This window comes from Nocardiopsis changdeensis, from assembly GCF_018316655.1.
In the GTDB taxonomy this organism is placed as follows: domain Bacteria; phylum Actinomycetota; class Actinomycetes; order Streptosporangiales; family Streptosporangiaceae; genus Nocardiopsis; species Nocardiopsis changdeensis.
Window position 1 is genome coordinate 1,023,063 of sequence record NZ_CP074133.1, and the last position, 22,982, is coordinate 1,046,044.

General features: G+C 72.6%; 24 protein-coding genes. 9 read left to right on the forward strand and 15 right to left on the reverse strand.

The window, feature by feature from the left end:
* Window position 1: 1 nt before the first annotated feature.
* Both KGD84_RS04845 and KGD84_RS04850 read right to left on the reverse strand, forming a co-directional pair.
* Window positions 2-229 (reverse strand): acyl-CoA carboxylase subunit epsilon, encoded by a 228-nt coding sequence (locus KGD84_RS04845; RefSeq protein ID WP_220564899.1) that lies wholly within the window; start codon window positions 227-229, stop codon window positions 2-4.
* The gene (locus tag KGD84_RS04850) at window positions 226-1,836 is read right to left on the reverse strand and encodes an acyl-CoA carboxylase subunit beta (RefSeq protein WP_220564900.1); all 1,611 of its coding nucleotides are present in this window, start codon (window positions 1,834-1,836) and stop codon (window positions 226-228) included. The genes KGD84_RS04845 and KGD84_RS04850 overlap by 4 nt, the downstream gene beginning before the upstream one ends.
* A gap of 313 nt (window positions 1,837-2,149) precedes the next feature.
* Between KGD84_RS04850 and KGD84_RS04855 the strand changes: the two genes are divergently transcribed.
* The 6 genes from KGD84_RS04855 (at window position 2,150) to KGD84_RS04880 (ending at window position 8,630) form a co-directional block, all read left to right on the forward strand.
* Complete coding sequence (locus KGD84_RS04855; RefSeq protein WP_255647176.1) at window positions 2,150-4,720, forward strand: phosphoenolpyruvate carboxylase; 2,571 nt, start codon at window positions 2,150-2,152, stop codon at window positions 4,718-4,720.
* A gap of 103 nt (window positions 4,721-4,823) precedes the next feature.
* Window positions 4,824-5,684 (forward strand): biotin--[acetyl-CoA-carboxylase] ligase, encoded by an 861-nt coding sequence (locus KGD84_RS04860; protein WP_220564902.1) that lies wholly within the window; start codon window positions 4,824-4,826, stop codon window positions 5,682-5,684.
* A 114-nt stretch (window positions 5,685-5,798) separates the two neighbouring features.
* On the forward strand, window positions 5,799-6,317 hold the full coding sequence (locus KGD84_RS04865) for a PH domain-containing protein (RefSeq protein ID WP_220564903.1): 519 nt from the start codon (window positions 5,799-5,801) through the stop codon (window positions 6,315-6,317).
* 121 nt (window positions 6,318-6,438) lie between these two features.
* Window positions 6,439-7,437, forward strand: coding sequence for an adenylate/guanylate cyclase domain-containing protein (locus tag KGD84_RS04870; RefSeq protein ID WP_220564904.1), 999 nt, complete (start codon window positions 6,439-6,441; stop codon window positions 7,435-7,437).
* A 109-nt stretch (window positions 7,438-7,546) separates the two neighbouring features.
* Entirely contained in the window at window positions 7,547-8,182 is a 636-nt protein-coding gene (locus tag KGD84_RS04875) for an MBL fold metallo-hydrolase (protein ID WP_220564905.1), read from the forward strand.
* Window positions 8,183-8,273: 91 nt separating this feature from the next.
* A complete protein-coding gene (locus KGD84_RS04880; RefSeq protein WP_220564906.1) occupies window positions 8,274-8,630 on the forward strand; it encodes a hypothetical protein in 357 nt (118 codons plus the stop codon).
* 13 nt (window positions 8,631-8,643) lie between these two features.
* Here KGD84_RS04880 and KGD84_RS04885 read toward each other — a convergent pair whose 3' ends face one another.
* The 5 genes from KGD84_RS04885 to KGD84_RS04905 form a co-directional block, all read right to left on the reverse strand.
* Window positions 8,644-9,765, reverse strand: coding sequence for a DNA alkylation repair protein (locus tag KGD84_RS04885; protein WP_220564907.1), 1,122 nt, complete (start codon window positions 9,763-9,765; stop codon window positions 8,644-8,646).
* A 217-nt stretch (window positions 9,766-9,982) separates the two neighbouring features.
* Complete coding sequence (locus tag KGD84_RS04890) at window positions 9,983-10,771, reverse strand: succinate dehydrogenase/fumarate reductase iron-sulfur subunit (RefSeq protein ID WP_220564908.1); 789 nt, start codon at window positions 10,769-10,771, stop codon at window positions 9,983-9,985.
* Window positions 10,768-12,696 (reverse strand): fumarate reductase/succinate dehydrogenase flavoprotein subunit, encoded by a 1,929-nt coding sequence (locus tag KGD84_RS04895; protein WP_220564909.1) that lies wholly within the window; start codon window positions 12,694-12,696, stop codon window positions 10,768-10,770. The genes KGD84_RS04890 and KGD84_RS04895 overlap by 4 nt, the downstream gene beginning before the upstream one ends.
* Before the next feature lie 37 nt (window positions 12,697-12,733).
* Window positions 12,734-13,558 (reverse strand): hypothetical protein, encoded by an 825-nt coding sequence (locus tag KGD84_RS04900; RefSeq protein WP_220564910.1) that lies wholly within the window; start codon window positions 13,556-13,558, stop codon window positions 12,734-12,736.
* Between the two features lie 292 nt (window positions 13,559-13,850).
* The gene (locus KGD84_RS04905; RefSeq protein WP_220564911.1) at window positions 13,851-14,819 is read right to left on the reverse strand and encodes a LysR family transcriptional regulator; all 969 of its coding nucleotides are present in this window, start codon (window positions 14,817-14,819) and stop codon (window positions 13,851-13,853) included.
* A 131-nt stretch (window positions 14,820-14,950) separates the two neighbouring features.
* On the opposite strand from KGD84_RS04905, the gene KGD84_RS04910 reads away from it, so the two are divergent.
* From KGD84_RS04910 to KGD84_RS04920, 3 genes are read left to right on the forward strand one after another with little or no spacing between them, the layout of a single operon-like run.
* Complete coding sequence (locus KGD84_RS04910; protein ID WP_260697187.1) at window positions 14,951-15,604, forward strand: succinate dehydrogenase cytochrome b subunit; 654 nt, start codon at window positions 14,951-14,953, stop codon at window positions 15,602-15,604.
* Window positions 15,604-17,550, forward strand: coding sequence for a fumarate reductase/succinate dehydrogenase flavoprotein subunit (locus KGD84_RS04915; protein ID WP_220564913.1), 1,947 nt, complete (start codon window positions 15,604-15,606; stop codon window positions 17,548-17,550). Before KGD84_RS04910 ends, KGD84_RS04915 begins: the two co-directional genes overlap by 1 nt.
* The gene (locus tag KGD84_RS04920) at window positions 17,547-18,293 is read left to right on the forward strand and encodes a succinate dehydrogenase/fumarate reductase iron-sulfur subunit (protein ID WP_220564914.1); all 747 of its coding nucleotides are present in this window, start codon (window positions 17,547-17,549) and stop codon (window positions 18,291-18,293) included. Before KGD84_RS04915 ends, KGD84_RS04920 begins: the two co-directional genes overlap by 4 nt.
* A gap of 169 nt (window positions 18,294-18,462) precedes the next feature.
* On the opposite strand, the gene KGD84_RS04925 is transcribed toward KGD84_RS04920, so the two are convergent.
* From KGD84_RS04925 to KGD84_RS04960, 8 genes are all read right to left on the reverse strand, one after another.
* On the reverse strand, window positions 18,463-18,846 hold the full coding sequence (locus KGD84_RS04925; RefSeq protein ID WP_220564915.1) for a type II toxin-antitoxin system death-on-curing family toxin: 384 nt from the start codon (window positions 18,844-18,846) through the stop codon (window positions 18,463-18,465).
* Window positions 18,843-19,040 (reverse strand): CopG family transcriptional regulator, encoded by a 198-nt coding sequence (locus KGD84_RS04930; protein ID WP_220564916.1) that lies wholly within the window; start codon window positions 19,038-19,040, stop codon window positions 18,843-18,845. Before KGD84_RS04930 ends, KGD84_RS04925 begins: the two co-directional genes overlap by 4 nt.
* Complete coding sequence (locus KGD84_RS04935; protein ID WP_220564917.1) at window positions 19,037-20,026, reverse strand: hypothetical protein; 990 nt, start codon at window positions 20,024-20,026, stop codon at window positions 19,037-19,039. The genes KGD84_RS04930 and KGD84_RS04935 overlap by 4 nt, the downstream gene beginning before the upstream one ends.
* Before the next feature lie 22 nt (window positions 20,027-20,048).
* On the reverse strand, window positions 20,049-20,684 hold the full coding sequence (locus tag KGD84_RS04940; protein WP_220564918.1) for a GNAT family N-acetyltransferase: 636 nt from the start codon (window positions 20,682-20,684) through the stop codon (window positions 20,049-20,051).
* 82 nt (window positions 20,685-20,766) lie between these two features.
* Complete coding sequence (locus KGD84_RS04945) at window positions 20,767-21,399, reverse strand: GNAT family N-acetyltransferase (protein ID WP_220564919.1); 633 nt, start codon at window positions 21,397-21,399, stop codon at window positions 20,767-20,769.
* A 55-nt stretch (window positions 21,400-21,454) separates the two neighbouring features.
* On the reverse strand, window positions 21,455-22,132 hold the full coding sequence (locus tag KGD84_RS04950) for a TrmH family RNA methyltransferase (protein WP_220564920.1): 678 nt from the start codon (window positions 22,130-22,132) through the stop codon (window positions 21,455-21,457).
* A gap of 22 nt (window positions 22,133-22,154) precedes the next feature.
* The gene (locus KGD84_RS04955) at window positions 22,155-22,550 is read right to left on the reverse strand and encodes a hypothetical protein (RefSeq protein ID WP_220564921.1); all 396 of its coding nucleotides are present in this window, start codon (window positions 22,548-22,550) and stop codon (window positions 22,155-22,157) included.
* A 48-nt stretch (window positions 22,551-22,598) separates the two neighbouring features.
* Entirely contained in the window at window positions 22,599-22,973 is a 375-nt protein-coding gene (locus KGD84_RS04960) for a DUF3054 domain-containing protein (RefSeq protein WP_220564922.1), read from the reverse strand.
* Window positions 22,974-22,982: the final 9 nt, after the last annotated feature.

Below are 22,982 nucleotides of genomic sequence, written 5' to 3' on the forward strand. Positions count from 1 at the left end.
GTCACCGCAGGCTCGTGCGCCAGGCGCCGGGGCCGGGGCGCAGCGGGGTGCGCAGTCCCCGGGCGCGTTCGCGCCAGGCGGAGGTGCGCTCCTGCCGGTCCGGGGCCCGGGCCGCCGCGCGGGCGGCCGCGGCGCGTGCGGCGAGCACCGCGGTGAGGGCGGCGATCTCCTCCGCGGTGGGCTCACCGCGGACGACGACCAGGTGCGGCGGTGTGTGCTGCGCGCTCACAGCGGGATGTTCCCGTGCTTCTTGGGCGGCAGCTGCGCGCGCTTGTTCGCCAGCGCACGCAGCGCCTTGGTGATCTGGACCCGGGTCTCCGACGGCAGGATGACCCCGTCGACGTAGCCGCGCTCGGCCGCCGAGTAGGGGTTGAGGAGGGTGTCCTCGTACTCCCCGATGAGGCGGGTCCGCTCGGCCTCCACGTCGTCGGCGGCCGCGAGGGTGCGCCGGTGCAGGATGTTCACCGCGCCCTGGGCGCCCATGACGGCGATCTGCGCGGTGGGCCAGGCGAGGTTGATGTCGGCGCCCAGGTGCTTGGAGCCCATGACGTCGTAGGCGCCGCCGAACGCCTTGCGGGTGATCACGGTGATCAGCGGGACGGTGGCCTCGGCGTAGGCGTAGAGCAGCTTGGCGCCGTGGCGGATGATGCCGTCCCACTCCTGGTCGGTGCCGGGCAGGAAGCCGGGCACGTCCACGAAGGTCAGCACCGGGATGTTGAACGCGTCGCAGGTGCGCACGAACCGGGCGGCCTTGACGGAGGCGTCGATGTCGAGGCACCCGGCCAGGCTCATGGGCTGGTTCGCGATGATGCCGACGGAGCGCCCGTCCACGCGGCCGAAGCCCACCACCATGTTGGTGGCGAACATGGCGTGGACCTCCAGGAAGTCCCCGTCGTCCAGGACCGTTCCGATGACGGTCCGGATGTCGTAGGGCTGGTTGGCCGAGTCGGGGACGAAGGCGTCCAGAGCCAGGTCGGCGTCGTTGACCTCCTCGCCGGGGTCCTCCTCGGGGGGCAGGACGGGGGCGTCCTCCAGGTTGTTGCCGGGCAGGTGCGCCAGCAGGGCCTTGACGTAGTCGAGGGCGTCCTGCTCGTCGGCGCCCATGTAGTGGGCGACGCCGGACCGGGTGTTGTGGGTGCGCGCCCCGCCCAGCTCCTCCATGGAGACGTCCTCGCCGGTGACGGTCTTGATGACGTCGGGGCCGGTGATGAACATCTGCGAGGTCTCGTCGACCATCACGATGAAGTCGGTGAGGGCGGGGGAGTAGACGTGGCCGCCGGCGGCGGCGCCCATGATCACGGAGATCTGCGGGATGACGCCGGAGGCGTGGGTGTTGCGCTTGAAGATCTCGGCGTACAGGCCCAGGGAGACGACGCCCTCCTGGATGCGCGCCCCGCCGCCCTCGTTGATGCCGATGACGGGGCACCCGTTGGTGAGGGCGTGGTCGAGGACCTTGCAGATCTTCTCACCGTAGACCTCGCCGAGCGATCCGCCGAAGACGGTGACGTCCTGGCTGAACACGGCGACGGGGCGGCCGTCGACGGTTCCGTAGCCGGTGACGACCCCGTCCCCGTAGGGGCGGTTGGCGTCCAGTCCGAAGTTGGTGGACCGGTGGCGGGCCAGGGCGTCCAGCTCGACGAACGACCCCGGGTCGAGCAGGGCGTCGATGCGTTCGCGGGCGGTCATCTTGCCCTTGGCGTGCTGTTTCTCGACGGCGCGCGCGGATCCCGCGTGGACCGCCTCGTAGCGTCGCCGCTGCAGGTCGGCGAGCTTGCCCGCGGTGGTGTGGATGTCGATCTCGTCCGCGGGCAGTGGTTCAGGGGCTTCGGTGGCCATAACTACGCAGGTTAACTCCGCGGGGCGGGTCGGCGCGGACGCGCCCTGTGGTTACTGGTCAGTAACATCCGGCTCCCGGGGGCGGCCGCGGCGGGCCGGGCCGGGGTCGGGAACGTGATCGGCTGTGAATTCCGCGCACTTCTGGAACAATTGTTAACGCCAAGGCAAAGGCTCGGAAATGCGCCCCCGGGAACGCTCCGGAAGAACCGTTCTCTGTAGTGTCGGCCCTATGACAGCGGTAAGCGCAGAGCGCGACAGTGCGCGCCAGGAAGTGCCCGAACAGCTCAGGAATGACGTCAAGCTGCTCGGTGAGATGCTCGGAACCGTGCTCAGGGAGAGCGGCGGCGAGGATCTGCTCGCCGATGTCGAAAAACTCCGTCATGCGGTCATCGGCGCCCGCGACGGTTCCGTCACCGGCGAGGAGATCACCGCATTGGTGGCCGCCTGGCCCCTGGAACGCGCAAAGCAGGTCGCGCGCGCCTTCACCGTCTACTTCCACCTCGCCAACCTGGCCGAGGAGCACCAGCGCATGCGCACGCTGCGCGAGCGCGACGACGCAGCCAACCCGCCCCGCGAGTCCCTGGCCGCGGCCGTCCGCGCCGTCCGCGAGGGCGCCGGGGGAGAGGAGCACCTCGACGCGCTGGTCGCGGGCATGGAGTTCCACCCTGTGCTCACCGCCCACCCCACCGAGGCCCGCCGCCGCGCCGTCTCCACCTCCATCCTGCGGATCAGCGCCCAGCTCGACGCCTGGCACGGCGCCCACGAGGGCAGCACCGAGGCCGCCGAGGCGCACCGCCGCCTGCTGGAGGAGATCGACCTGCTCTGGCGCACCTCCCAGCTGCGCTACACCCGGCTCGACCCGCTCGACGAGGTGCGCACCGCCCTGGCGGCCTTCGACGAGACCATCTTCTCCGTCATCCCGCACGTCTACCGCTCCCTGGACCGGGCCCTGGACCCCGAGGGCACCGGTGTCCGCCCGCCCCGGGCCGTGCCGTTCGTCCGCTACGGGACCTGGATCGGCGGCGACCGCGACGGCAACCCCTACGTCACCCACGAGGTGACCCGCGAGGCGGTGCGCATCCAGTCCGAGCACGTGCTGCGCGGCCTGGAGTCCGCCTGCGACCGGATCGCCCGCACCCTCACCGCCTACGGCAACCTCACCCCCGCCTCGCAGGCCCTGCTCGACGCGCTCTCCTCGGCCCGCGCCGGACAGCCGTCGCTGCTGGCGGAGATCTCCGACCGCTCGCCCAACGAGCCGCACCGCCGGTTCCTGCTGTACGCCGCCGCCCGGCTGCGCGCCACCCGCGAGCGCGACGCCGACCTGGCCTACCCGAACGCCGAGGCGTTCCTCGCCGACCTGCGCACCGTCCAGGAGTCCCTGGCCGCCGCCGGGGCGAACCGGCAGGCCTACGGCGAGCTCCAGCACCTCGTCTGGCAGGCCGAGACCTTCGGGTTCCACCTCGCCGAGCTGGAGATCCGCCAGCACAGCGAGGTGCACGCCGCGGCCCTGGCCGAACTGCGCGAGCACGGCCCCGACGGGGAGCTGACCGAGCGCACCCGCGAGGTCCTGGACACCATCCGGGTCGTCTCCTGGATCCAGGAGCGCTTCGGAGTGGAGGCCTGCCGCCGCTACATCGTCAGCTTCACCCGCTCCGCCGACGACATCGCCGCCGTGTACGAGCTGGCGGAGTACGCGCTGCCGGCCGACCGCCGCCCCGTCCTCGACGTCATCCCGCTCTTCGAGACCGGCGCCGACCTGGACGCCTCCCCCGGCGTCCTGGACGGCATGCTCGGACTCCGCCAGGTGCGGGAGCGCCTGGAGCAGAGCGGCCGCCGCGTCGAGGTGATGCTCGGCTACAGCGACTCCGCCAAGGACGTCGGCCCGGTCAGCGCCACCCTGCGGCTGTACGACGCCCAGGCCCGGCTGGCCGACTGGGCCCGCCGCCACGACGTGCGCCTCACGCTGTTCCACGGCCGCGGCGGCTCCCTGGGCCGCGGCGGCGGCCCCGCCAGCCGCGCCCTGCTCGCGCAGGCGCCCGGCTCGGTCGACGGCCGGTTCAAGGTCACCGAGCAGGGCGAGGTCATCTTCGCCCGCTACGGCCAGGCCGACCTGGCCCGGCGGCACATCGAGCAGGTCGGCCACGCCGTCCTGATGGCCTCCACCGACGAGGTGCAGGAGCGCGAGCGCTCCGCCGCCCTGAAGTACCGGCCGCACGCCGACGCCATCGGGGCCGCCGCCCAGCGGGCCTACCTCGACCTCATCAACGCCGACGGGTTCGCCGCCTGGTTCTCCCGGGTCAGCCCGCTGGAGGAGCTGGGCGAGCTGCGGCTGGGCTCGCGCCCGGCCCGCCGCGGCGCCGCCCGGGGGCTGGGCGACCTGCGCGCCATCCCGTGGGTGTTCGCCTGGACCCAGACCCGGGTCAACCTGCCCGGCTGGTACGGGCTGGGCACCGGCCTGGCGGCCGTGTCCGACCTGTCGCTGCTCCAGGACGCCTACCGCGAGTGGCCCATGTTCTCGTCGCTGCTGGACAACGCGGAGATGAGCCTGGCCAAGACCGACCGCACCATCGCCGAGCGCTACCTCGCCCTGGGCGGCCGGCCCGAGATGAGCGAGCGGGTCCTGGCCGAGTACGACCTCACCCGCGACCTGGTGCTGCGGGTGACCGGGCACTCCCGGCTGCTGGAGACCCGCCGCGTGCTCTCGCGCGCGGTGGACCTGCGCAACCCGTACGTGGACGCGCTGTCCCACCTCCAGCTGCGGGCCCTGGAGGCGCTGCGCTCGGAGGACGCCGCGACCCTGTCGCCCGAGGACCAGCAGCACCTGGAGCGGCTCCTGCTGCTGTCGGTCAACGGCGTCGCCGCCGGGCTCCAGAACACCGGCTGACCGCCCGCTCCCGCGCGAGGCCCGCCCCGGCCCCCTCGGGGGCCGGGGCGGGCCGGCCGGGCACGGTGTCCCGGCGGGGTTCCGGCGCTGCTGTAATGGGGGTATGGCCGCAACCGAGGACCCCTTCCCGCGCCCGCCGCTCGACCCGGCGGCGCTCAACGCCGGACTCGTCCGCCCCGGCGGCATGTGGGAGCGGATCGAGGTGGTGCCCGAGGCCGGGTCCACCAACACCGAGCTGGCCGCCCGCGGCCGCGCCGGGGCACCGCACGGCAGCGTGCTGGTGGCCGAGCACCAGAGCGCGGGCCGCGGCCGGATGGGGCGCGGCTTCAGCACCCCGCCGCGCGCCGCCCTCACCGTCTCCCTGCTGCTGCGCCCCGACGTGCCGCCCGCCCGGCTGGGCTGGCTGTCGGCGCTGATGGGCGTGGCCGCGGTCGGCGCCGTGCGCAGCACCACCGGGGTCCGGGCCGCCCTCAAGTGGCCCAACGACCTGCTGGTCCCCGAGGCGTTCCGCGCCCGGCCGGGTGGCGGCGACGGCAAGCTCGCCGGGATCCTCGCCGAGGTCGACTTCTCCTCCGGCGACCCGGCCGTGGTCGTCGGCATCGGGCTCAACGTCTCCCAGGCCCCCGACGAGCTGCCCGTGGACACCGCGGTCTCCCTGCGCGGGGAGGGCGCCGCCGACCTCGACCGGGGCGTGCTGCTGGCGTCCCTGCTCGGCGGGTTCGAGGAGCTGTACACGATGTGGGCGGCGGCCGGCGGCGACGCCGAGCGCAGCGGCCTGGCCGCCGTCTACCGCGACGTCTGCACCACCCTGGGCCGGCGGGTCCGGGTGCACCTGCCCGGCGACCGGATCCTGGAGGGCGTCGTGACCGCGATCGACGCCGAGGGGCGGCTGGTGGTCGACGGACCCGAGGGGGAGCGGGCCCTGAGCGTGGGCGACGTCGTGCACGTGCGCCCCGCGGGCTGAGGCCGGCCGGGGCGGGGCCCGTGGGGAACGTTCCGGGGAACTTCCGCGCAACGCCGTCCACAGGCCGCGGACACCGCCTTTCTGGGCGGTACCGGCCTGTGCCATGATCCAGGCATGGCTATCGCGGACCGTCACCTCTCCGACGACGAGGAGCTCGTCCACGTCGTCCGTCAGCACTGGACCGTGCTCGTCGAGGAGTTCACGGCCCTGGCGGCCATCGTCGCCGCCACCGCCGCTGCGCTGTGGTTCCTGCCCTGGCAGGAGGAGTGGGCGCCCGCCGCCGCCGGGGTGGTCGGGGTCCTCGCCCTGGTCGCCGCGCTGGTCTTCTGGCTCGTCCCCCTGCTGCGCTGGTCCTCGACCGTCTACATCCTCACCGACCGCCGCCTGATGACGCGTCAGGGCCTCATCTCCCGGAAGGGGCGGGACATGCCGCTCACCCGGGTCAACGACGTCGCCTTCAGCATGTCGGTGTGGGAACGCGTCATGAGGTACGGGACGTTGACGGTGCAGTCGGCCTCCGAGCAGGAGGCCATCACCCTCAGAAAGGTCCCGCGCCCGGAGTGGTTCCAGTCGGAGATCTACAGACGGGTCGACGGCGCCCACCGTCCGGAGTCCCCCGCCGCCCCCCGGTGACGGCCGCCCGGAGCGGCGGCGGTCTCCGGCGTAAGCTGGAGGTGGACCCCGCGGCGCCGACGCGGTGGCCCCCAGTACTCGCTCCCCGCACGGGCGGGGACGGTTCCGTGAAAGAGAACGTATGTCGTCGCGTCCTGACCCGAAAGTGATCGAGACCGCTCTCCTGGGCGGTGAGGCGGTCTACACCAGGGAGCAGGCGATCGAGCTGGCCGCGGCCGACCCCGAGCTCGCCGGCCGGGTCTGGCGTGCCCTGGGCTTCCCCACGCAGAGCGACGACACCGTCATCTTCACCGAGAGCGACGTCGAGGCCCTGCGGCTGGCCACCGGGCTGCTCGACGAGGGCGTCCTCGACGAGGAGGCGGTGGTCCGCTTCGCCCGCGCCATGGGGCAGACCATGGCCCGGCTGGCCGACTGGCAGACCAGCATCCTCAGCACCCTGCTGTTCCGCGAGGGGGAGGGCGTCGGGGGCGCCGGGCCCCTGATGAACCAGGTCAAGGAGCTGCTGCCCGACGTGGAGCGGCTGCTGCTGCACATCTGGCGCCGCCAGCTCGCCGCCTCCACCGCCCGCACCCTGGCCGTGATGTCCAACGGCGTCGACGGCGTGCCCAACTACTACCCGCTCATCGTCGGGTTCGCCGACCTGGTCTCCTTCACCACCCTCAGCCGCGAGCTCGACGAGGTGGAGCTGGCCCAGGTGGTGGAGGGCTTCGAGGCCACCGCCGCCGACATCGTCGCCTCCGGCGGCGGCCGGGTGGTCAAGACCCTCGGCGACGAGGTGCTCTACGTGGCCGACGACCCCGTCAAGGCCGCCGACATCGCCCTGCGCCTCGCCTCGGGGGTGAAGACCCACGTCGAGGTCCCCGACGTGCGGGTGGGCCTGTCCTCGGGCCCGGTGCTCACCCTGCACGGCGACGTGTTCGGCACCACCGTCAACCGGTCCAGCCGCCTCACCTCCTTCGCCCGGCCCGGCACCGTCCTCATCGACGAGGAGCTGGCCCGCAGCCTGGACGGGGCCGAGGGCCTCCAGGTGGTCAAGGTGCGGGCGCGGCACGCCCACGGGCTGGGCCTCATCCAGCCCTACGCCCTGCGCCGCAACTTCGAGCCCGGCGTCACCGCCTGAGCCCCGGCCCGGCGGCGGACCCGGTCCCCGGAGGCGTGTGGGCGGGGGCCGCTCGGGATAGGCTCATAGGCGCCGGAACCCAGCAGCGGACAAGGTGGTGGAGGCTTCGATGACCGACCCGTACCCGGTCGTTCGGCTGCGCACCTCAGGGGTGCTCAGCCTTGAGGGCGCCGAGTCCGCGATCGAGAACAACGTGTGGATCGTGGGCGACGAGGAGAGCGCGATCGTCATCGACGCCGCCCACGACCACCGGGCCATCGCCCGCGGCCTGGGCGACCGGGAGCTCATGGCGATCGTGTGCACCCACGGCCACGCCGACCACATCAACGCGGCGGCGGCGCTGGCCGAGCTCACCGACACCCCGGTCCTGCTGCACCCCGACGACGCCGACCTGTGGCACCTGGTGCACCCCGACCAGGAGCCGGACGCCCCGCTGCTGCACGGCGAGGCCCTCCAGGTCGGCGGGATCGAGCTGCGGATCCTGCACACCCCCGGGCACACGCCCGGCGGGGTGAGCCTGTACGCGCCCGCCATCGGCGCGGTCTTCACCGGGGACACGCTCTTCCCGGACGGGCCGGGGGCCACCGGGCAGCCGCTGTCGGACTTCCCGACCATCATCGCGTCCATCCGCGACCACCTGGCGGTGCTGCCGGGGGAGACGGTCGTCCACCCCGGGCACGGGGAGTCGACCACCGTCGCCGAGGCGGCCGCGCACCTGGACGACTGGGCGGCCCGCGGCTTCTGAGCCCGGGCCGGGGCGGAAAACCCGTGGCGCCGCGGGGCCCGCGGTCCCTACGGTGGTGCCCGTCACCGCCCCCTACCGAACGAGGCCACCGATGACCATGCCCAGGAAGGGCACCCGCAGGATCACCGTCGACGGCGTCGCCTACCGCTGGCGCCACCGCTCCCGCCGCAGCGTCACCGAGGCCCGGGCCCGCTCCCGCCCGCTGACCTTCGCCGTGGAGCGCGAGGACGCGCCCGGCCGCCTGCTCTCGGTGACCCTGGGCGAGTGGCTTCCGTTGTCCCACTACTGCTGCCCGGACTGCTCGCCCGACGAGTTCATGCCCGAGCCCATCACCCCGGCCCGGGTGGCCGAGGCGGTCCGCGCCGCGCTCGCCGACGGCTGGGACCCGCAGGGGCCCGCCGGGGTGCACCGGCTGGACATGCGCCCGCTCATCGCCGCCGGGGCCTGACCGGCCGGGCGGCTCAGACCCGCAGCCCGAACGGGGCGGCCGCCTTGATCGCCCCGTTGACCTGCACCTCCACCAGGTGTTCGCCCGGGTGGTGGGTGCGGGTGCTGACCGGCTTCACCCGGTGCCGCTTGACCAGCGCGCGCCGCTCGCCCGCGCACAGCTCCACGGTGGTCCACTTGAACACCTTGGGGCGGCGGGTGCCGTCGGCCTTCACGTAGTGGACCCGGTAGTCCACGATGACCGTGTGCGGGCGGTCGTCGGTGTTGGCCAGCTCCACCCGCACCTCCAGGGTGTCCCCCAGGTCCAGGACGGTGGGGGAGAGGGCCAGCCCCTCGGCGAGCACGTGGTCGCCCCCGGTCGCTCCCAGCAGCGCCAGCGCCCGCGGGTCGCCCCGCTTGACCAGGGTGCGCAGCGCGTGCCGGACGGTCCAGGCGGTCTCGGGGGTCGGGCTCTCCCGGGTCCACCGCTCGGCCAGGTCCAGGATCCGTCCGGGGTGGTCGCGCGAGATGTCGTTGAGGTTGTTGGCGACCGAGGTGCGAACGTACGCCGACGGGTCGTTGCGCAGCGCCTCCAGGACCTCCAGCACCGGCCCGGGGTCGGCGACGAACTCCGGCAGCCGCCGCGCCCACGGCAGCCGGGGCCGCAGCCCCTCGCTGGCGAACCGCCGCACGTTGGGGTCGGGGTCGGCGGCGCAGGCGCGCATCAGCTCCATGGCCGCCTCCCGGTGGTGGACCAGGAAGGGGCGCACCGCGAACTCGGAGGTGTGCCGCCGGGTGATCTCCACCAGAGCAGGCAGCGACACCTCGGGGTGGGCCACCCCGTACTCCTCCACGAACCGGGCCACCGCCATCAGGTGGAAGCCCTGCGCGTACATCCCCGCCCCGTCCACCAGGTCCTCGCCCAGGGAGTCCACGAGCACCCCGACGGCCTCGGGGTAGGCGGCGGGCAGCCGGGCGCGCAGGCCCTCGGCCATCACCATGACCCGGTCCTTGAGCTCCAGCGGGCCGACCCGGGCCGCCACCTCGGCGGCGTAGCCCTCCACGTCGAACCCGGGGAGCCGCTCCCGGATCGCCGTGCCCAGCACCCGCGCGGCCCCGCCGCCGACGTGCCGTTTGAGACCGCTCTCGTCCGCCATCCGCCCCCGCCCTGTCCGAGGGGCACAGTGTGCCGCCCGGCACGGGAAAAGTCGAGATTCGCCATCAAGCGGATGATCGGTCGTTCTCCTCGCGCTCGGCTCATAGGCGCCCATTTCCGGCAGCGGACGTCCCCGACGGGGAACGCGGCCCCGGGCATCCGCCGGGAGGCCACCGCGACCGGGGTGCGGGGCCGGCGGCCCCGCACCCCGGGCCGGGTCAGTCGCCCGCCGGGCGGCGGATGTTGGGCACGATCGGGGTGTCCTTGGGGCGGACCCCGATCTTGGACCCCAGCCACACCAGCGGGTCGTACCTGCGGTCGGCGACGCGCTCCTTCATGGGGATGAGCGCGTTGTCGGTGATGTGGATGCCCTCCGGGCACACCTCCGTACAGCACTTGGTGATGTTGCAGTAGCCGAGCCCGAACTCGTCCTGGGCGATCGCCCGCCGGTCGGCGGTGTCCTCCGGGTGCATCTCCAGTTCGGCCACCCGCATGAGGTACCGCGGGCCGGAGAAGTGCGGCTGGTTCTCCTCGTGGTCGCGGATCACGTGGCACACGCTGTTGCACAGGAAGCACTCGATGCACTTGCGGAACTCCTGCGAGCGCTCCACATCGACCTGCGCCATCCGGAAGTCCCCGGGCTCCGTCGCCGGGTCCGGGGTGAAGGACGGGATCTCCCGCGCCTTGTCGTAGTTGAACGACACGTCGCACACCAGGTCCCGGATCACCGGGAACGTGCGCAGGGGCGTCACCGTGACCGTCTCGTCCTCGGCGAACACGCTCATCCGCGTCATGCACGACAGCCGCGGCATCCCGTTGATCTCCATCGAGCACGAGCCGCACTTGCCCGCCTTGCAGTTCCAGCGCACCGCCAGGTCGGGGGCCTGGGTGGCCTGGAGGCGGTGCAGCGCGTCCAGCACCACCTCTCCCTCGTTCACCTCCACCCGGTACTCCGACAGCCCCCCGTCGGCCCCGCCGCGCCAGACCCGGAACAACCTCTCGCTCATGCCCGCTCCTCTCCGTCCACGCCGCCGGCCGCCTCGGGCAGCTCCTCCTTGGTCAGGTACTTGGCCAGCTCGTCGGGGTCGAACACCGACAGCAGCTCCCCGGGGATGTCGGGCACCGGGCGGCGCCCGACCGCCACCGCGCCGTCCCCGCCGACGCGGACCTCCAGGTTGATCCGCCGCCACTGGGACGACATCTCCGGGAAGTCGTCGCGGGTGTGGCCGCCGCGCGACTCCTCCCGCTCCAGCGCCGACGCCGCGATCGCCCGCGACACCACGAGCATGTTGGGCAGCGACATCGCCAGGTGCCAGCCCGGGTTGTACACCCGGTCGCCGGGGGCGCTCAGCGCCGCGGAGCGTTCCAGCAGGACGTCCAGCCGGTCCAGGGCCTCCGCCAGCTCCGGACCGCGCCGGATGATCCCGACCAGGTCGTTCATGGTGTCCTGGAGGTCGGAGTGGAGCGTGTACGGATTCTCCCCGGTGCCCTGCTTGAGGAACGCCAGCGCGTGCTCGGCGGCCTCGGCCACCCGGCCCGCCACGCTCCCGTAGGGCGCGCGCCCGGAGAGCCCGGCGACGTACCCGGCCGCGCCCTGCCCGGCCCGGCGGCCGAACACCAGCAGGTCCGACAGCGAGTTGCCGCCCAGCCGGTTGGAGCCGTGCATGCCGCCCGCCACCTCGCCGGCCGCGAACAGCCCGGGCACGTCGGAGGCGGCGGTCTCCGCGTCCACCCGCACCCCGCCCATCACGTAGTGGCAGGTGGGGCCCACCTCCATCGGCTCGGTGGTGATGTCCACGTCCGCCAGCTCCTTGAACTGGTGGTGCATGGACGGCAGCCGGCGGCGGATCTCCTCGGCGGGCAGCCGGGTGGACACGTCCAGGAACACCCCGCCGTGCGGGGACCCCCGGCCGGCCTTGACCTCGCTGTTGATCGCCCGCGCAACCTCGTCGCGCGGCAGCAGCTCCGGGGGCCTGCGGTGGTTCGCCGGGTCGTCGTACCAGCCGTCGGCCTCCGCCTCGGTCTCCGCGTACTGGGCGCGGAACACGTCGGGGACGTAGTCGAACATGAAGCGGCGGCCCTCGGAGTTGCGCAGGACCCCGCCGTCGCCGCGCACGGACTCGGTGACGAGGATGCCCCGCACCGACGGCGGCCAGACCATGCCGGTGGGGTGGAACTGGACGAACTCCATGTTGATGAGCGAGGCCCCGGCCCGCAGCGCCAGCGCGTGGCCGTCGCCGGTGTACTCCCAGGAGTTGGAGGTGGTCCGGAACATCTTGCCGATGCCGCCGGTGGCCAGGACCACCGCCGGCGCCTCGAACACGACGAACCCGCCGTCCTCGCGGCGGTAGCCGAACGCCCCGGCGATCGCCCCGTCGTGCAGCAGCAGCTCGGTGACCGCAGTCTCGGGGAAGACCCGCAGCATGGCGTCGGGGTCGCCCAGCTCGGCGGCGTCGGCCTGCTGGAGCGCCACGACGCGCTGCTGGAGGGTCCGGATCATCTCCAGGCCGGTCCGGTCGCCCACGTGCGCCAGGCGGGGGTACTCGTGCCCGCCGAAGTTGCGCTGGCTGATCCGGCCGTCGGGGGTCCGGTCGAACAGCGCGCCCCAGTACTCCAGCTCCAGGATGCGGTCGGGGGCCTCGCGCGCGTGCAGCTCGGCCATGCGGGGGTCGTTGAGGAACTTGCCGCCGCGGATGGTGTCGCGGAAGTGGATCCGCCACTCGTCGGCGGGGTTGGCGTTGCCCAGCGCGGCCGCGGCGCCGCCCTCGGCCATCACCGTGTGCGCCTTGCCGAACAGCGACTTGGAGATGACGGCGGTGCGCATGCCCTGTTCGCGGGCGGCGATGGCGGCGCGCAGTCCCGCGCCGCCCGCGCCGATCACGACCACGTCGTAGGTGTGGCGGGTCACGCCGGGTGCTCTCGGAGGAGCCATCGTGTGCCTTTCCGGGTCGGCCTCGTGCCCAGAGGGTTCAGTTGAAGAAGCGCAGGTCGGAGATGACGCCGCTCGCCATGAGCGCGACGTAGGCGTCGGTGGCGATGAGGGTGGCGATGCTCGCCCAGCCGAAGTACATGTGCCGGTCGTTGAGCCGGGAGACGCCCGTCCACAGCCGGTAGCGGACCGGGTGGCGGCCGAAGCTGCGCAGGCGGCCGCCCATGATGTGGCGGCAGGAGTGGCAGCTGAGCGTGTAGCCCCACAGCATCAGCACGTTGACGACCATGATCACGTTGCCCAGGCCGATGCCGAAGCCGCCGTCCGTGCCGTGGAAGAAGGGGACGAGCATGTCCCAGGTGTTGATCACGGTGATGGCGAGGGCGACGTAGAAGAAGTACCGGTGCGCGTTCTGCGGGAGCATCAGCGGCCGGGTCTCGCCGGTGTAGGACCGGTGCGGCTCCCGGACGGCGCAGGCCGTGGGCGCCTGCCAGATCGAGCGGTAGTAGGCCTTGCGGTAGTAGTAGCAGGTCAGCCGGAACAGCAGCAGGAACGGCAGGCTGACCAGCGCGTAGGGGATCAGCGGCGGGAACTCCACCGGCAGGCGCCCGAACAGCGCGGCGTCGGGCGCGCACTGGGCGGCCAGGCAGGGCGAGTAGAACGGGGTCAGGTAGTGGTGCTCCTGGACCCAGTAGTGGTCCTGTTGGAGGACGCGCAGGGTCGCGTAGACGACGAAGGTGGCCAGGCCCAGTGTGGTGAGCAGGGGGCCGAGCCACCATCGGTCGGTGCGCAGGGTGCGCTGCGGGATCTGTATCCGGGCGCGTGCGGGGGTCGCGCCGTCGGGCGGGGTCACCGTCGTCTCCACCTCCAGTGGGAGGGCCCGGTCGGGGAGGGCCGCGGGTGGCCGCGTCCCCGCCGTCGCGCCTCCGTCGAGTGCCGGCCGGCCCGGGATGGCCGGAAGGGAACCGCTCTGTCACGCCACGTTAGGCGGCTGTGATGACGGTCACATATCAGGTTCCACGAAACCCCGGAGAAAAGGATGTGAAACGCGTCACTCTTTTTCTGTTTTTTGTGTGCTTATGTCACAAAAACGGAATGGGAAGGCGCTTTTGGGATGTTCGGTTCTTTTGATAATTAAGTGGCGGAAGTGATAGGGGTCAACCCCCGCTCCTTTCCCGGCCGCCCGCCTCCGGGTCCGTGATGAGCACTTCCAGGTCCGGGCCCAGCTCCTGCGCCGACATCCCCAGCAGGTACTCGTTGAGGTGGCGGCGGAACGCGTCCGCCGAGTGCGAGGGGTCCACGTCCTTGCGCCGCGCCAGCGCCACCGTGCGCAGCAGCCGGGGCCGGGCCAGCGGCGTCCCCCGCAGGCCCGGGCGGTTCTTGAGCACCATGCTCGGCACCACCGCCAGGCCCAGGCCCGCCTCCACGAAGCGCAGCACGGCGTCCATCTCGCCGCCCTCCACCGCCAGCTCCGGCTCGAACCCCGCTGCCCGGCACGCCCGCAGCGTCGCCTCGCGCACGTCGTACCCCCGCCGGAACATCACCAGGGGCCGGTCCCGCAGCTCCGTGATCCGGACCGACGCCCGGCCGGTGGGGGAGGGGCGCGTCATCGGGCTGGCCACCACCAGGTTCTCCCGCAGGATCGGGACGGTGGACAGGTCCGGGTCGCTGCTCTGGAGGGGCAGGATGATCAGCGCCAGGTCCAGCTCGCCCCGGCCCAGGTCGCGGATGAGGTCGCGGGACCCGCTCTCCTCCACGTTCAGCTCGATCCCCGGATAGCGTGTGTGGAAGTCGGCGAGCACGTCCGCGAGCAGCCCCGCGCACAGCGAGGGGGTGGCCCCGAGGCGGACCCGGCCCCTGCGCACCCCGGCCAGCTCGGCCACCTCGCGCCGGGCCGTCTCCAGGTCCGTCAGGATGCGCTGGGCCAGCGGGAGCAGCGCCTCGCCCGCCGGAGTGAGTGTGATATTCCCCCGGGCACGACTGAATAACGGCGCGCCCAACTCCCGCTCAAGGCTGCGGATCTGTTTGCTCAAGCTCGGCTGGGCGACGCGGGAAAGCTCTGCTGCGCGGGTGAAATGGCGTGTACGGGCGACGGCGACGAAGTAGGCGAGCTGTTGGAACTGCATGATCCATAGCCTACGGCTATGGAGACCAGAGTCCTGATGCCTTAGACGTCGGGCTTAACTCGAATTTAAAGTGGCAGGCTGTGGCGAACAGTACCTTGACCAAGAAGCGGTCTACGGCCTACGGGTCCACGGTGGCACTCAAGTCAGCGATGGCTGTCACCGGGACGATCCTCGTGCTGTATTTGATCGCGCACATGTACGGCAACCTGAAGGTCTTCTCGGGCCAGGAGGCGTTCGACGGCTACGCGCACGGCCTGCGCGAGCTGGGCTACCCGCTCCTGCCCGAGTCCGGCTTCCTGTGGATCGCGCGCGTCGTCCTGCTGGCGAGCGTCCTCATCCACATCTACGCGGTGGTCATCCTGTGGCGCCGTGCCGGCCGCGCCCGGCAGAACCGCTACCAGGTGAAGAAGCGCGTCCAGCGCACCTACGCCTCCTACACCATGCGGTACGGCGGCGTCCTCATCGCGCTCTTCGTGGTCTTCCACATCCTGCACCTGACCGTCAACGCCATCGCGCCCGGCGGCAAGTCCGACAGCCCCTACGAGCGGCTCGTGAACGGGTTCCAGCCCGAGTTCTGGTACGTGACCCTGTTCTACGTCGCCGCCGTCATCGCGGTCGGCTTCCACCTCCGGCACGGCATCTGGAGTGCCATGGCCACGCTCGGCGCGAACAAGGCGTCCCGCCAGGGCAAGATCAACGCGGTGGCCGTGGCCGTCTCGCTGATCGTGACCATCGGCTTCCTGCTCCCGCCTCTGGCGGTCACCTTTGGACTGGTGAGTAAGTAATGTCTGACACCGACTACTTCGTCGTCGGCGACCCGATCCGGGACGAGAAGGCCCCCGAGGGGCCGATCAACGAGCGCTGGGACAAGCGCCGTTTCTCCGCCAAGCTGGTCAACCCCGCGAACCGGCGCAAGCTCTCCGTGATCATCGTCGGCACCGGCCTGGCCGGCGCCTCGGCGGCCGCGACCCTGGGCGAGGCGGGCTACAACGTTACCTCGTTCTGCTACCAGGACAGCCCGCGCCGCGCCCACTCCATCGCGGCGCAGGGCGGCATCAACGCGGCCAAGAACTACCGCAACGACGGCGACAGCATCTACCGGCTGTTCTACGACACCGTCAAGGGCGGCGACTTCCGCTCCCGCGAGTCGAACGTGTACCGCCTGGCCCAGACCAGCGTCGAGATCATCGACCAGTGCGTGGCCCAGGGCGTCCCCTTCGCGCGCGAGTACGGCGGCCTGCTCGACAACCGCTCCTTCGGCGGCGTGCAGGTCTCCCGCACCTTCTACGCCCGCGGCCAGACGGGGCAGCAGCTGCTGATCGGCGCCTACCAGGCGCTGGAGCGGCAGATCGCGGCCGGCACCGTCCAGATGAACACCCGCCACGAGATGCTCGAGCTGATCGTGGTGGACGGCAAGGCCCGCGGCATCATCGCCCGCGACATGGTCACCGGCGAGATCGAGACCCACTTCGCGGACGCGGTCGTGCTGGCCACCGGCGGCTACGGCAACGTGTTCTTCCTGTCGACGAACGCGATGGGCTGCAACGTCACCGCGAGCTGGCGCGCGCACCGCAAGGGCGCGCTCTTCGCCAACCCCTGCTACACGCAGATCCACCCCACCTGCATCCCGGTCAGCGGCGACTACCAGTCCAAGCTGACCCTGATGAGCGAGTCGCTGCGCAACGACGGCCGCATCTGGGTGCCCAAGCAGCACGGCGACGACCGCGACCCGCGGCAGATCCCCGAGGACGAGCGCGACTACTACCTGGAGCGCATCTACCCGTCCTTCGGCAACCTGGTGCCGCGTGACATCGCCTCCCGCGCCGCCAAGAACGTCTGCGACGAGGGCCGCGGCGTCGGCCCCGGCGGCCTGGGCGTCTACCTGGACTTCGCCGACGCGATCCAGCGCATGGGACGGGCGGCCGTCGAGGCCAAGTACGGCAACCTGTTCGACATGTACCAGCGCATCACCGGCGAGAACCCGTACGAGGTTCCGATGCGCATCTACCCGGCCGTCCACTACACCATGGGCGGGCTGTGGGTCGACTACGACCTGCAGAGCACCATCCCGGGCCTGTTCGTGACCGGTGAGGCCAACTTCTCCGACCACGGCGCCAACCGCCTGGGCGCGAGCGCGCTGATGCAGGGCCTGGCCGACGGCTACTTCGTCCTGCCCAACACCATCAACGACTACCTCGCGAGCGGGCCGTTCGAGAAGATCGACGAGTCGCACCCCGAGGCCGCCGCCGCCAAGGAGCAGGTCACCTCCCGGATCGAGAAGCTCCTGTCCCTCCAGGGCTCCCGCACGGTCGACTCCTTCCACAAGGAGCTCGGCCACATCATGTGGGAGTACTGCGGCATGGAGCGCAACGAGGAGGGCCTCACCAAGGCCATCGAGCTCATCCGCAACCTGCGCGAGGAGTTCTGGCGCGACGTCAAGGTGCTCGGCACCAACGACGAGCTCAACCAGGCCCTGGAGAAGGCCGGCCGCGTCGCCGACTTCCTGGAGCTGGGCGAGCTCATGTGCATCGACGCCCTGCACCGCCGCGAGTCCTGCGGCGGCCACTTCCGCGCCGAGAGCCAGACCGAGGACGGCGAGGCCCTGCGCCACGACGACCAGTTCGCCTACGTCGCGGCCTGGGAGTTCGGTGGCGATGGCAGCAAGCCCGTACTCCACAAGGAAGCCCTGGAGTACGAGTACGTCGAGATGAAGCAGCGGAGCTACAAGTGAACATCACCCTGCGCGTATGGCGCCAGAAGGGCCGTGACGACCAGGGCCGGTTGGTCACCTACAAGCTCACGGACGTCTCCCCGGACATGTCCTTCCTGGAGATGCTGGACGTCCTCAACGAGAAGCTCACCCTGGAGAACGAGGAGCCGGTCGCGTTCGACCACGACTGCCGGGAGGGCATCTGCGGTGCCTGTGGCGTCGTGATCGACGGCGAGGCCCACGGCCCCGAGGTCACCACCACCTGCCAGCTGCACATGCGCAGCTTCAAGGACGGCGACACCATCACCGTGGAGCCGTGGCGCGCCAAGGCGTTCCCGGTCGTGAAGGATCTGGTCGTGGACCGCGGCGCCTTCGACCGGATCATCCAGGCGGGCGGCTTCATCAGCGCCCCGACGGGTACCGCCCCGGACGCCCACGCCACCCCGGTGCCCAAGGCCGACGCGGACCGCGCGTTCGACGCCGCGACCTGCATCGGCTGCGGCGCGTGCGTGGCGGCCTGCCCGAACGCCTCCGGCATGCTGTTCACCGCCGCGAAGGTCACCCACCTCGGCATGCTCCCGCAGGGGCAGCCGGAGCGGGCCTCGCGCGTGGTCAAGATGATCAACCAGCACGACGAAGAGGACTTCGGCGGCTGCACGAACATCGGTGAGTGCGCGGCGGTCTGCCCCAAGGGCATCCCGCTGGACACCATCTCCCAGCTCAACCGCGACCTGCTGGGGTCCCTCGCCAAGGGCGTCGGCTAGCCGACACCCCCGCGAGGCCCGGGGCCGCACCCCTGCCGGGGTGCGGCCCCTCCCCGTGTCCGGGGTTCCGCGCCCGCCGGGCCGGTCCGGGGCGCCGGCGGACCGGCCCCGGTGACGCCCTTTCCCGGCCCCGGCCCCTCCAGGGCGACCCTTTGCCGTGTCCGGGCGGTCATGCCCGCGGGGGCAGGCCCCGCAGCCGCTCGGCGATCTCGGCGACCTCCACCAGCTCCCCGGTGGTGACCGCGATGACCAGGTCGTAGGCGGCGTCCTGGTCCACCGGACCCCAGGCGACCCCGTTGAGCCGCAGGAACGCCTTGGCCGAGGTCCAGGCCAGGCGCTTGTTGCCGTCCGACAGCGGGTGCCCGATCAGGACCGAGCGCAGCAGCGCCGCCGCCTTGAGCCACGGGTCCGGGTACGCCTCGGCACCGAAGGCCGTGTCCCCCGGGCGGGCCAGGGCGGCGTCCAGCAGGTCGGCGTCGCGCACGGACACGTTCGGCGGCAGGATCACGCCGGCGATCTCCAGCGCGTCGCCGCGCGTCAGGTGCCGGGTCATTCGCCGAGCCTCGCCAGCAGTTCGGCGTCCTCGGACGCGATCTCCTCGGCGCACCGGCGCACCTGGGCGCGGCGCAGGTCCAGGTGGTCGCGCAGGGCGGCGACGGCCGCCGTTCCGACGTCGGTGCCCTCGGAGCCGGCGATCTCGCGCAGGTGCTCCCACAGGTCCGGGGGAAGGTCCAGGGTGAGGTTCATGCCCGGAGGCTATCGCCGTCCCCGGCGTCCGCGTAATGCTCCGCGACGGCGTGGAAGGCCTGCTTGGGCTCCCAGGAGGAGAGGTCCGCGGAGGGGCGGACCACGCCGAAGCCCGCGGCGTCCAGGTCCAGTTCCGGGTCCGGGCTGTGGGGGAAGCCCGGCATCGAGAACGTGAACACGAACGCGCCCCGCACGCCGCTCTCCCGGTACAGCTCCAGCAGCTCCGCCAGGTACCGGGCCTGCACGGACTCGTCGCGCACGATCCCCCGGCGCAGCCGGGGCGGATCGGCGAACCAGTCCACCGCGAAGAACGACCCCGCCCCGCGCACCTCGGCGCCCCGGTAGGCGCCGCAGCCGAACTCGGTGACCACCAGCGGCCGGTCGAGGCGCGCCACCAGCTCCCGCAGGCGGCGGGCGTACCCCTCGGTGTCGGTGCCCTGGCGGTACAGGTTCACCCCCGCCACGTCGAACCCCGACCAGTCCACGTCCTCCCAGGGCCCCGCGCCGTAGGTGAGCGGCCCGGAGAAGTGCTCCCGGGCGACCTCGCGGGACGTCTCCAGCAGCGTGCGCAGCCGCCGGTTCATCCGCCGGGAGAACAGGCGCAGCAGCCGGGGCCGCCGGATGACCTGCACCCGGGTGAACTCGCCCGGCCCCGGCAGCAGGCCCGGGGCGGTCAGCGAGAACTCGGTCCCCACCAGCAGGGTGACACGCCCCGGGTGGGCGGCGCGCAGCTCCTCGGCCATGGCGGCGGCCGCCGCCAGGTGCTCCATGTGCTCGGCGGCCGGCCGGTTCGCGCAGCGCGGCCGCACCCAGACCTCCAGGCCCGCGGCCAGCGCCGCCTCCGAGGCGGCGCGCAGGCGCGCGAGGTCGGAGCCGATGGGCATCACCGCCGTGCAGTGCAGCTCCGCGCGGATGGCGCGCATGTCCGCGGCGGCGCGCTCCTCGGTCAGGTGGTCGACGTGGTGCGAGATCCCGCGGATGTCCATACGGGCCAGGATGGCACGGCCCTCAGGCGGGCGGGCGCAGCATCAGGTGGGTGAGCGGGGTGCCCGGCTCGGCCACGGTGTCGGTGACCGCGAACCCGAAGCGCGTGTAGTACGCGACGTTGGCCGGGTTCATCGTCTCCAGGTACACCGGGGCCCCGTCGGCGTCGGCCCGCTCCAGGCCCGCCCGGAGCAGCAGGGCCCCGATCCCAGAGCGCCCCGCCGCCGGATCGGCGCCCAGCACCTGGAGGTGCCAGTGCGGCTCCCGGGGGGCGTGCGCGGCCAGGGCGGAGAAGTAGCGGAGGATCCGGGGGAGGCGTGCCGGGCCCACCAGCTCCAGCCAGTGCGGCAGGGAGCGCAGGGCGGCGGCCGCGCCCCCGCCCTCCCCGGCCGGCGGCGACCAGAGCGCGGCGCCCCGGACCACCGGTCCGCGGTCGTCGTCCTCCCGGGCCTCGACGAGGGCGGAGTACCCCAGGGGGACGTACACGAAGCCCGCCATCAGGGCACTGGCCCGGGTGCCCTGGGCGACGCGGCGCTCGTCGTCGGGGAACAGCCACAGGAACAGCGGGTCGTCCTGGAAGGCGCGTCCCAGGACGCGCGCCACCCCCGGCAGGTCGTCCATGGTGGCGGTGCGCACGGTGCGCGTCGGCGCGCTGGTCATGGTGGTGTCCCCTCGTTCGGCGGCCCCACGGTGGTTCACGGCTGGGTCACGGGAGGGGCCGCGTGCCCGGTCCGGGCCGGTCTCAGGAGGGGTCGTGCCGCAGGAACCAGCTCGTCACCGCGTCCGGGGTGGACGCCTCGCCGACCACCCGGAAGCCGAAGCGCTCGTAGAAGCCCAGGCTCTTCTCGTTGAGAACCTGGGTGAAGACCGGCCGGCCCGCGGAGTCCGCCCGGTCCAGGCCCGCGGTGAGCAGCCCGCCGCCCAGGCCGGTCCCGGCCATCGCCGGGTCCACGCCCAGCGCCGCCAGGTACAGGTGCGGCTCCTGCGGGGCGGCGATCTTCCACTCCGCGAACACCCGCACGAACCCCGTCGCCCGGGCCCGCCCCAGCAGCTGGCCCCAGTGCGGCCACATGCGCAGCGACACCAGGCGGCCCTCGGGGTTGGTCGTGTAGGGGGCCCACAGCGCGGCGCCGCGGACCACGGGGTCCGAGCCCTCCTCGGCGACCTCCACGACCCGGGTGTCGCCGAAGGGCACGTAGCCGAACCCGGCGGTCAGCGCCAGCATGCGGCGGGTCCTGGCCATCCGCAGTTCGAGGTCGGGGAACAGCCACTCGAAGAGGGGGTCGTCGTACAGGGCCCGGCTCAGAACGCGCGCCACCCCGGGCACGTCCTCCGTCGTCGCGGCCCGGGAACCGGCGGTCACAGTCGCAGTCATGCGTTGACTCTCCAATAGGGGGTCGTCTACCCGGCCATGTTAGATCACGAATGAGTCACGGGAGCCGCTGGGGTGTGACCGTTTCCGGCACCTTCTGGTCGAAAACGTGCGCCCGGACCCAGGCGTGCATCGCGATCGCCGCGGCCGCCCCCGCGTTGATCGACCGGGTGGACCCGAACTGGGCGATCGACAGCACCGCGCGGCACACCGAGCGCACCTCCTCCGACAGCCCCGGGCCCTCCTGGCCGAACACCAGCACCGCGTCCCGCGGCAGCGGGTAGGTCTCCAGCGGCACCGCGCCGGGCAGGTTGTCGATGCCGATCAGCGGCAGGTCCCGCCGCGCGGCCCACTCCACCAGCGCCCCGGTGTCCGGGTGGTGGTGCACGTGCTGGTAGCGGTCGGTGACCATCGCCCCCCGCCGGTTCCACCGGCGCCGCCCCACGATGTGCACGGCGGCGCACCCGAACGCGTTCGCGGTGCGCACCACCGAACCGATGTTGAAGTCGTGGGACCAGTTCTCCACCGCGACGTGGAACGGGTGCCGGACGGTGTCGAGGTCGGCGATGATCGCCTCCCGGCGCCAGTAGCGGTAGCGGTCCACGACGTTGCGCCGGTCGCCGCCCGCCAGCAGCTCGGGGTCGTAGTGGTCGCCCTCGGGCCAGGGGCCCGTCCAGGGGCCGACGCCGACCTCGCGCGCCTCGTCCTCACCAGGGGTGCCGGGGTTCTCGTTCATCGCACCCCAGCTTAGGTACCGCCTACAGGTGGATGTCCCCGTGGAAGTCCCGGCCCTGGACGACCCTGGCGCGGCCGCTCACGTCGCCGTGGATCTGGTTGACGACGTTCCCCTCGCCCTCCTGGCCGACCTCGACCTGCGCGCCCAGCTCCCGCACGAGGGCGCCGATCTCCGGGTCCTGGGCCGCGATCCGCTCCAGGTGCCCTGCCACCGCCTCGACGGCCGCGAGGTCGTCGGGGTCGAGCATCGCCTCGTCCAGGGCGTCCTGGGCCGCCTCGTCGCCGCGGAAGCGCTTGAAGACGGCCCGCCGCAGCCGCTTCAGACCCTCGCCGACGGCCTCGCTCGCGCGCTCGGAGATCTTGGAGGCCATGCCGGTGACGACGGCGGTGGCCAGGGCGATGGTGACGGGATCGGCCACAGGGGGCTCCTTCTCGCTGGGGGCGGGCTCTCCTCCCAGTCTGGCCGATCAGGCGGCTCTCTGTCGCCTCCGCGTGACCAGGAGTGCGACCACCCGCCAGCCCAGCATCGCGGCGGCCAGGAAGAGCGAGGTGACGATCACGAAGGAGAGCGGCGTCCCCTCGCCCACGAACCGCCGCAGCAGCATGCCCCCGACCACGGTGATCGCCCACACGAACACCCCCGTCGGCCACAGTGCCGCCGGCGCGCGCCAGGCCCGGGACGCCGCCCACCCCAGCAGGGCGGCGGCCAGGAACGGCCACGCGGTCGACAGCACCGCCCCGACCGCGGTACCGGTCCCGTGGTCGGTCTTCCCGATCACGACGAACACCAGGACGCACACCAGGTCGGCCACCAGGGCCAGGGGAGCCGCATACGAACGCATGGGCCCAGG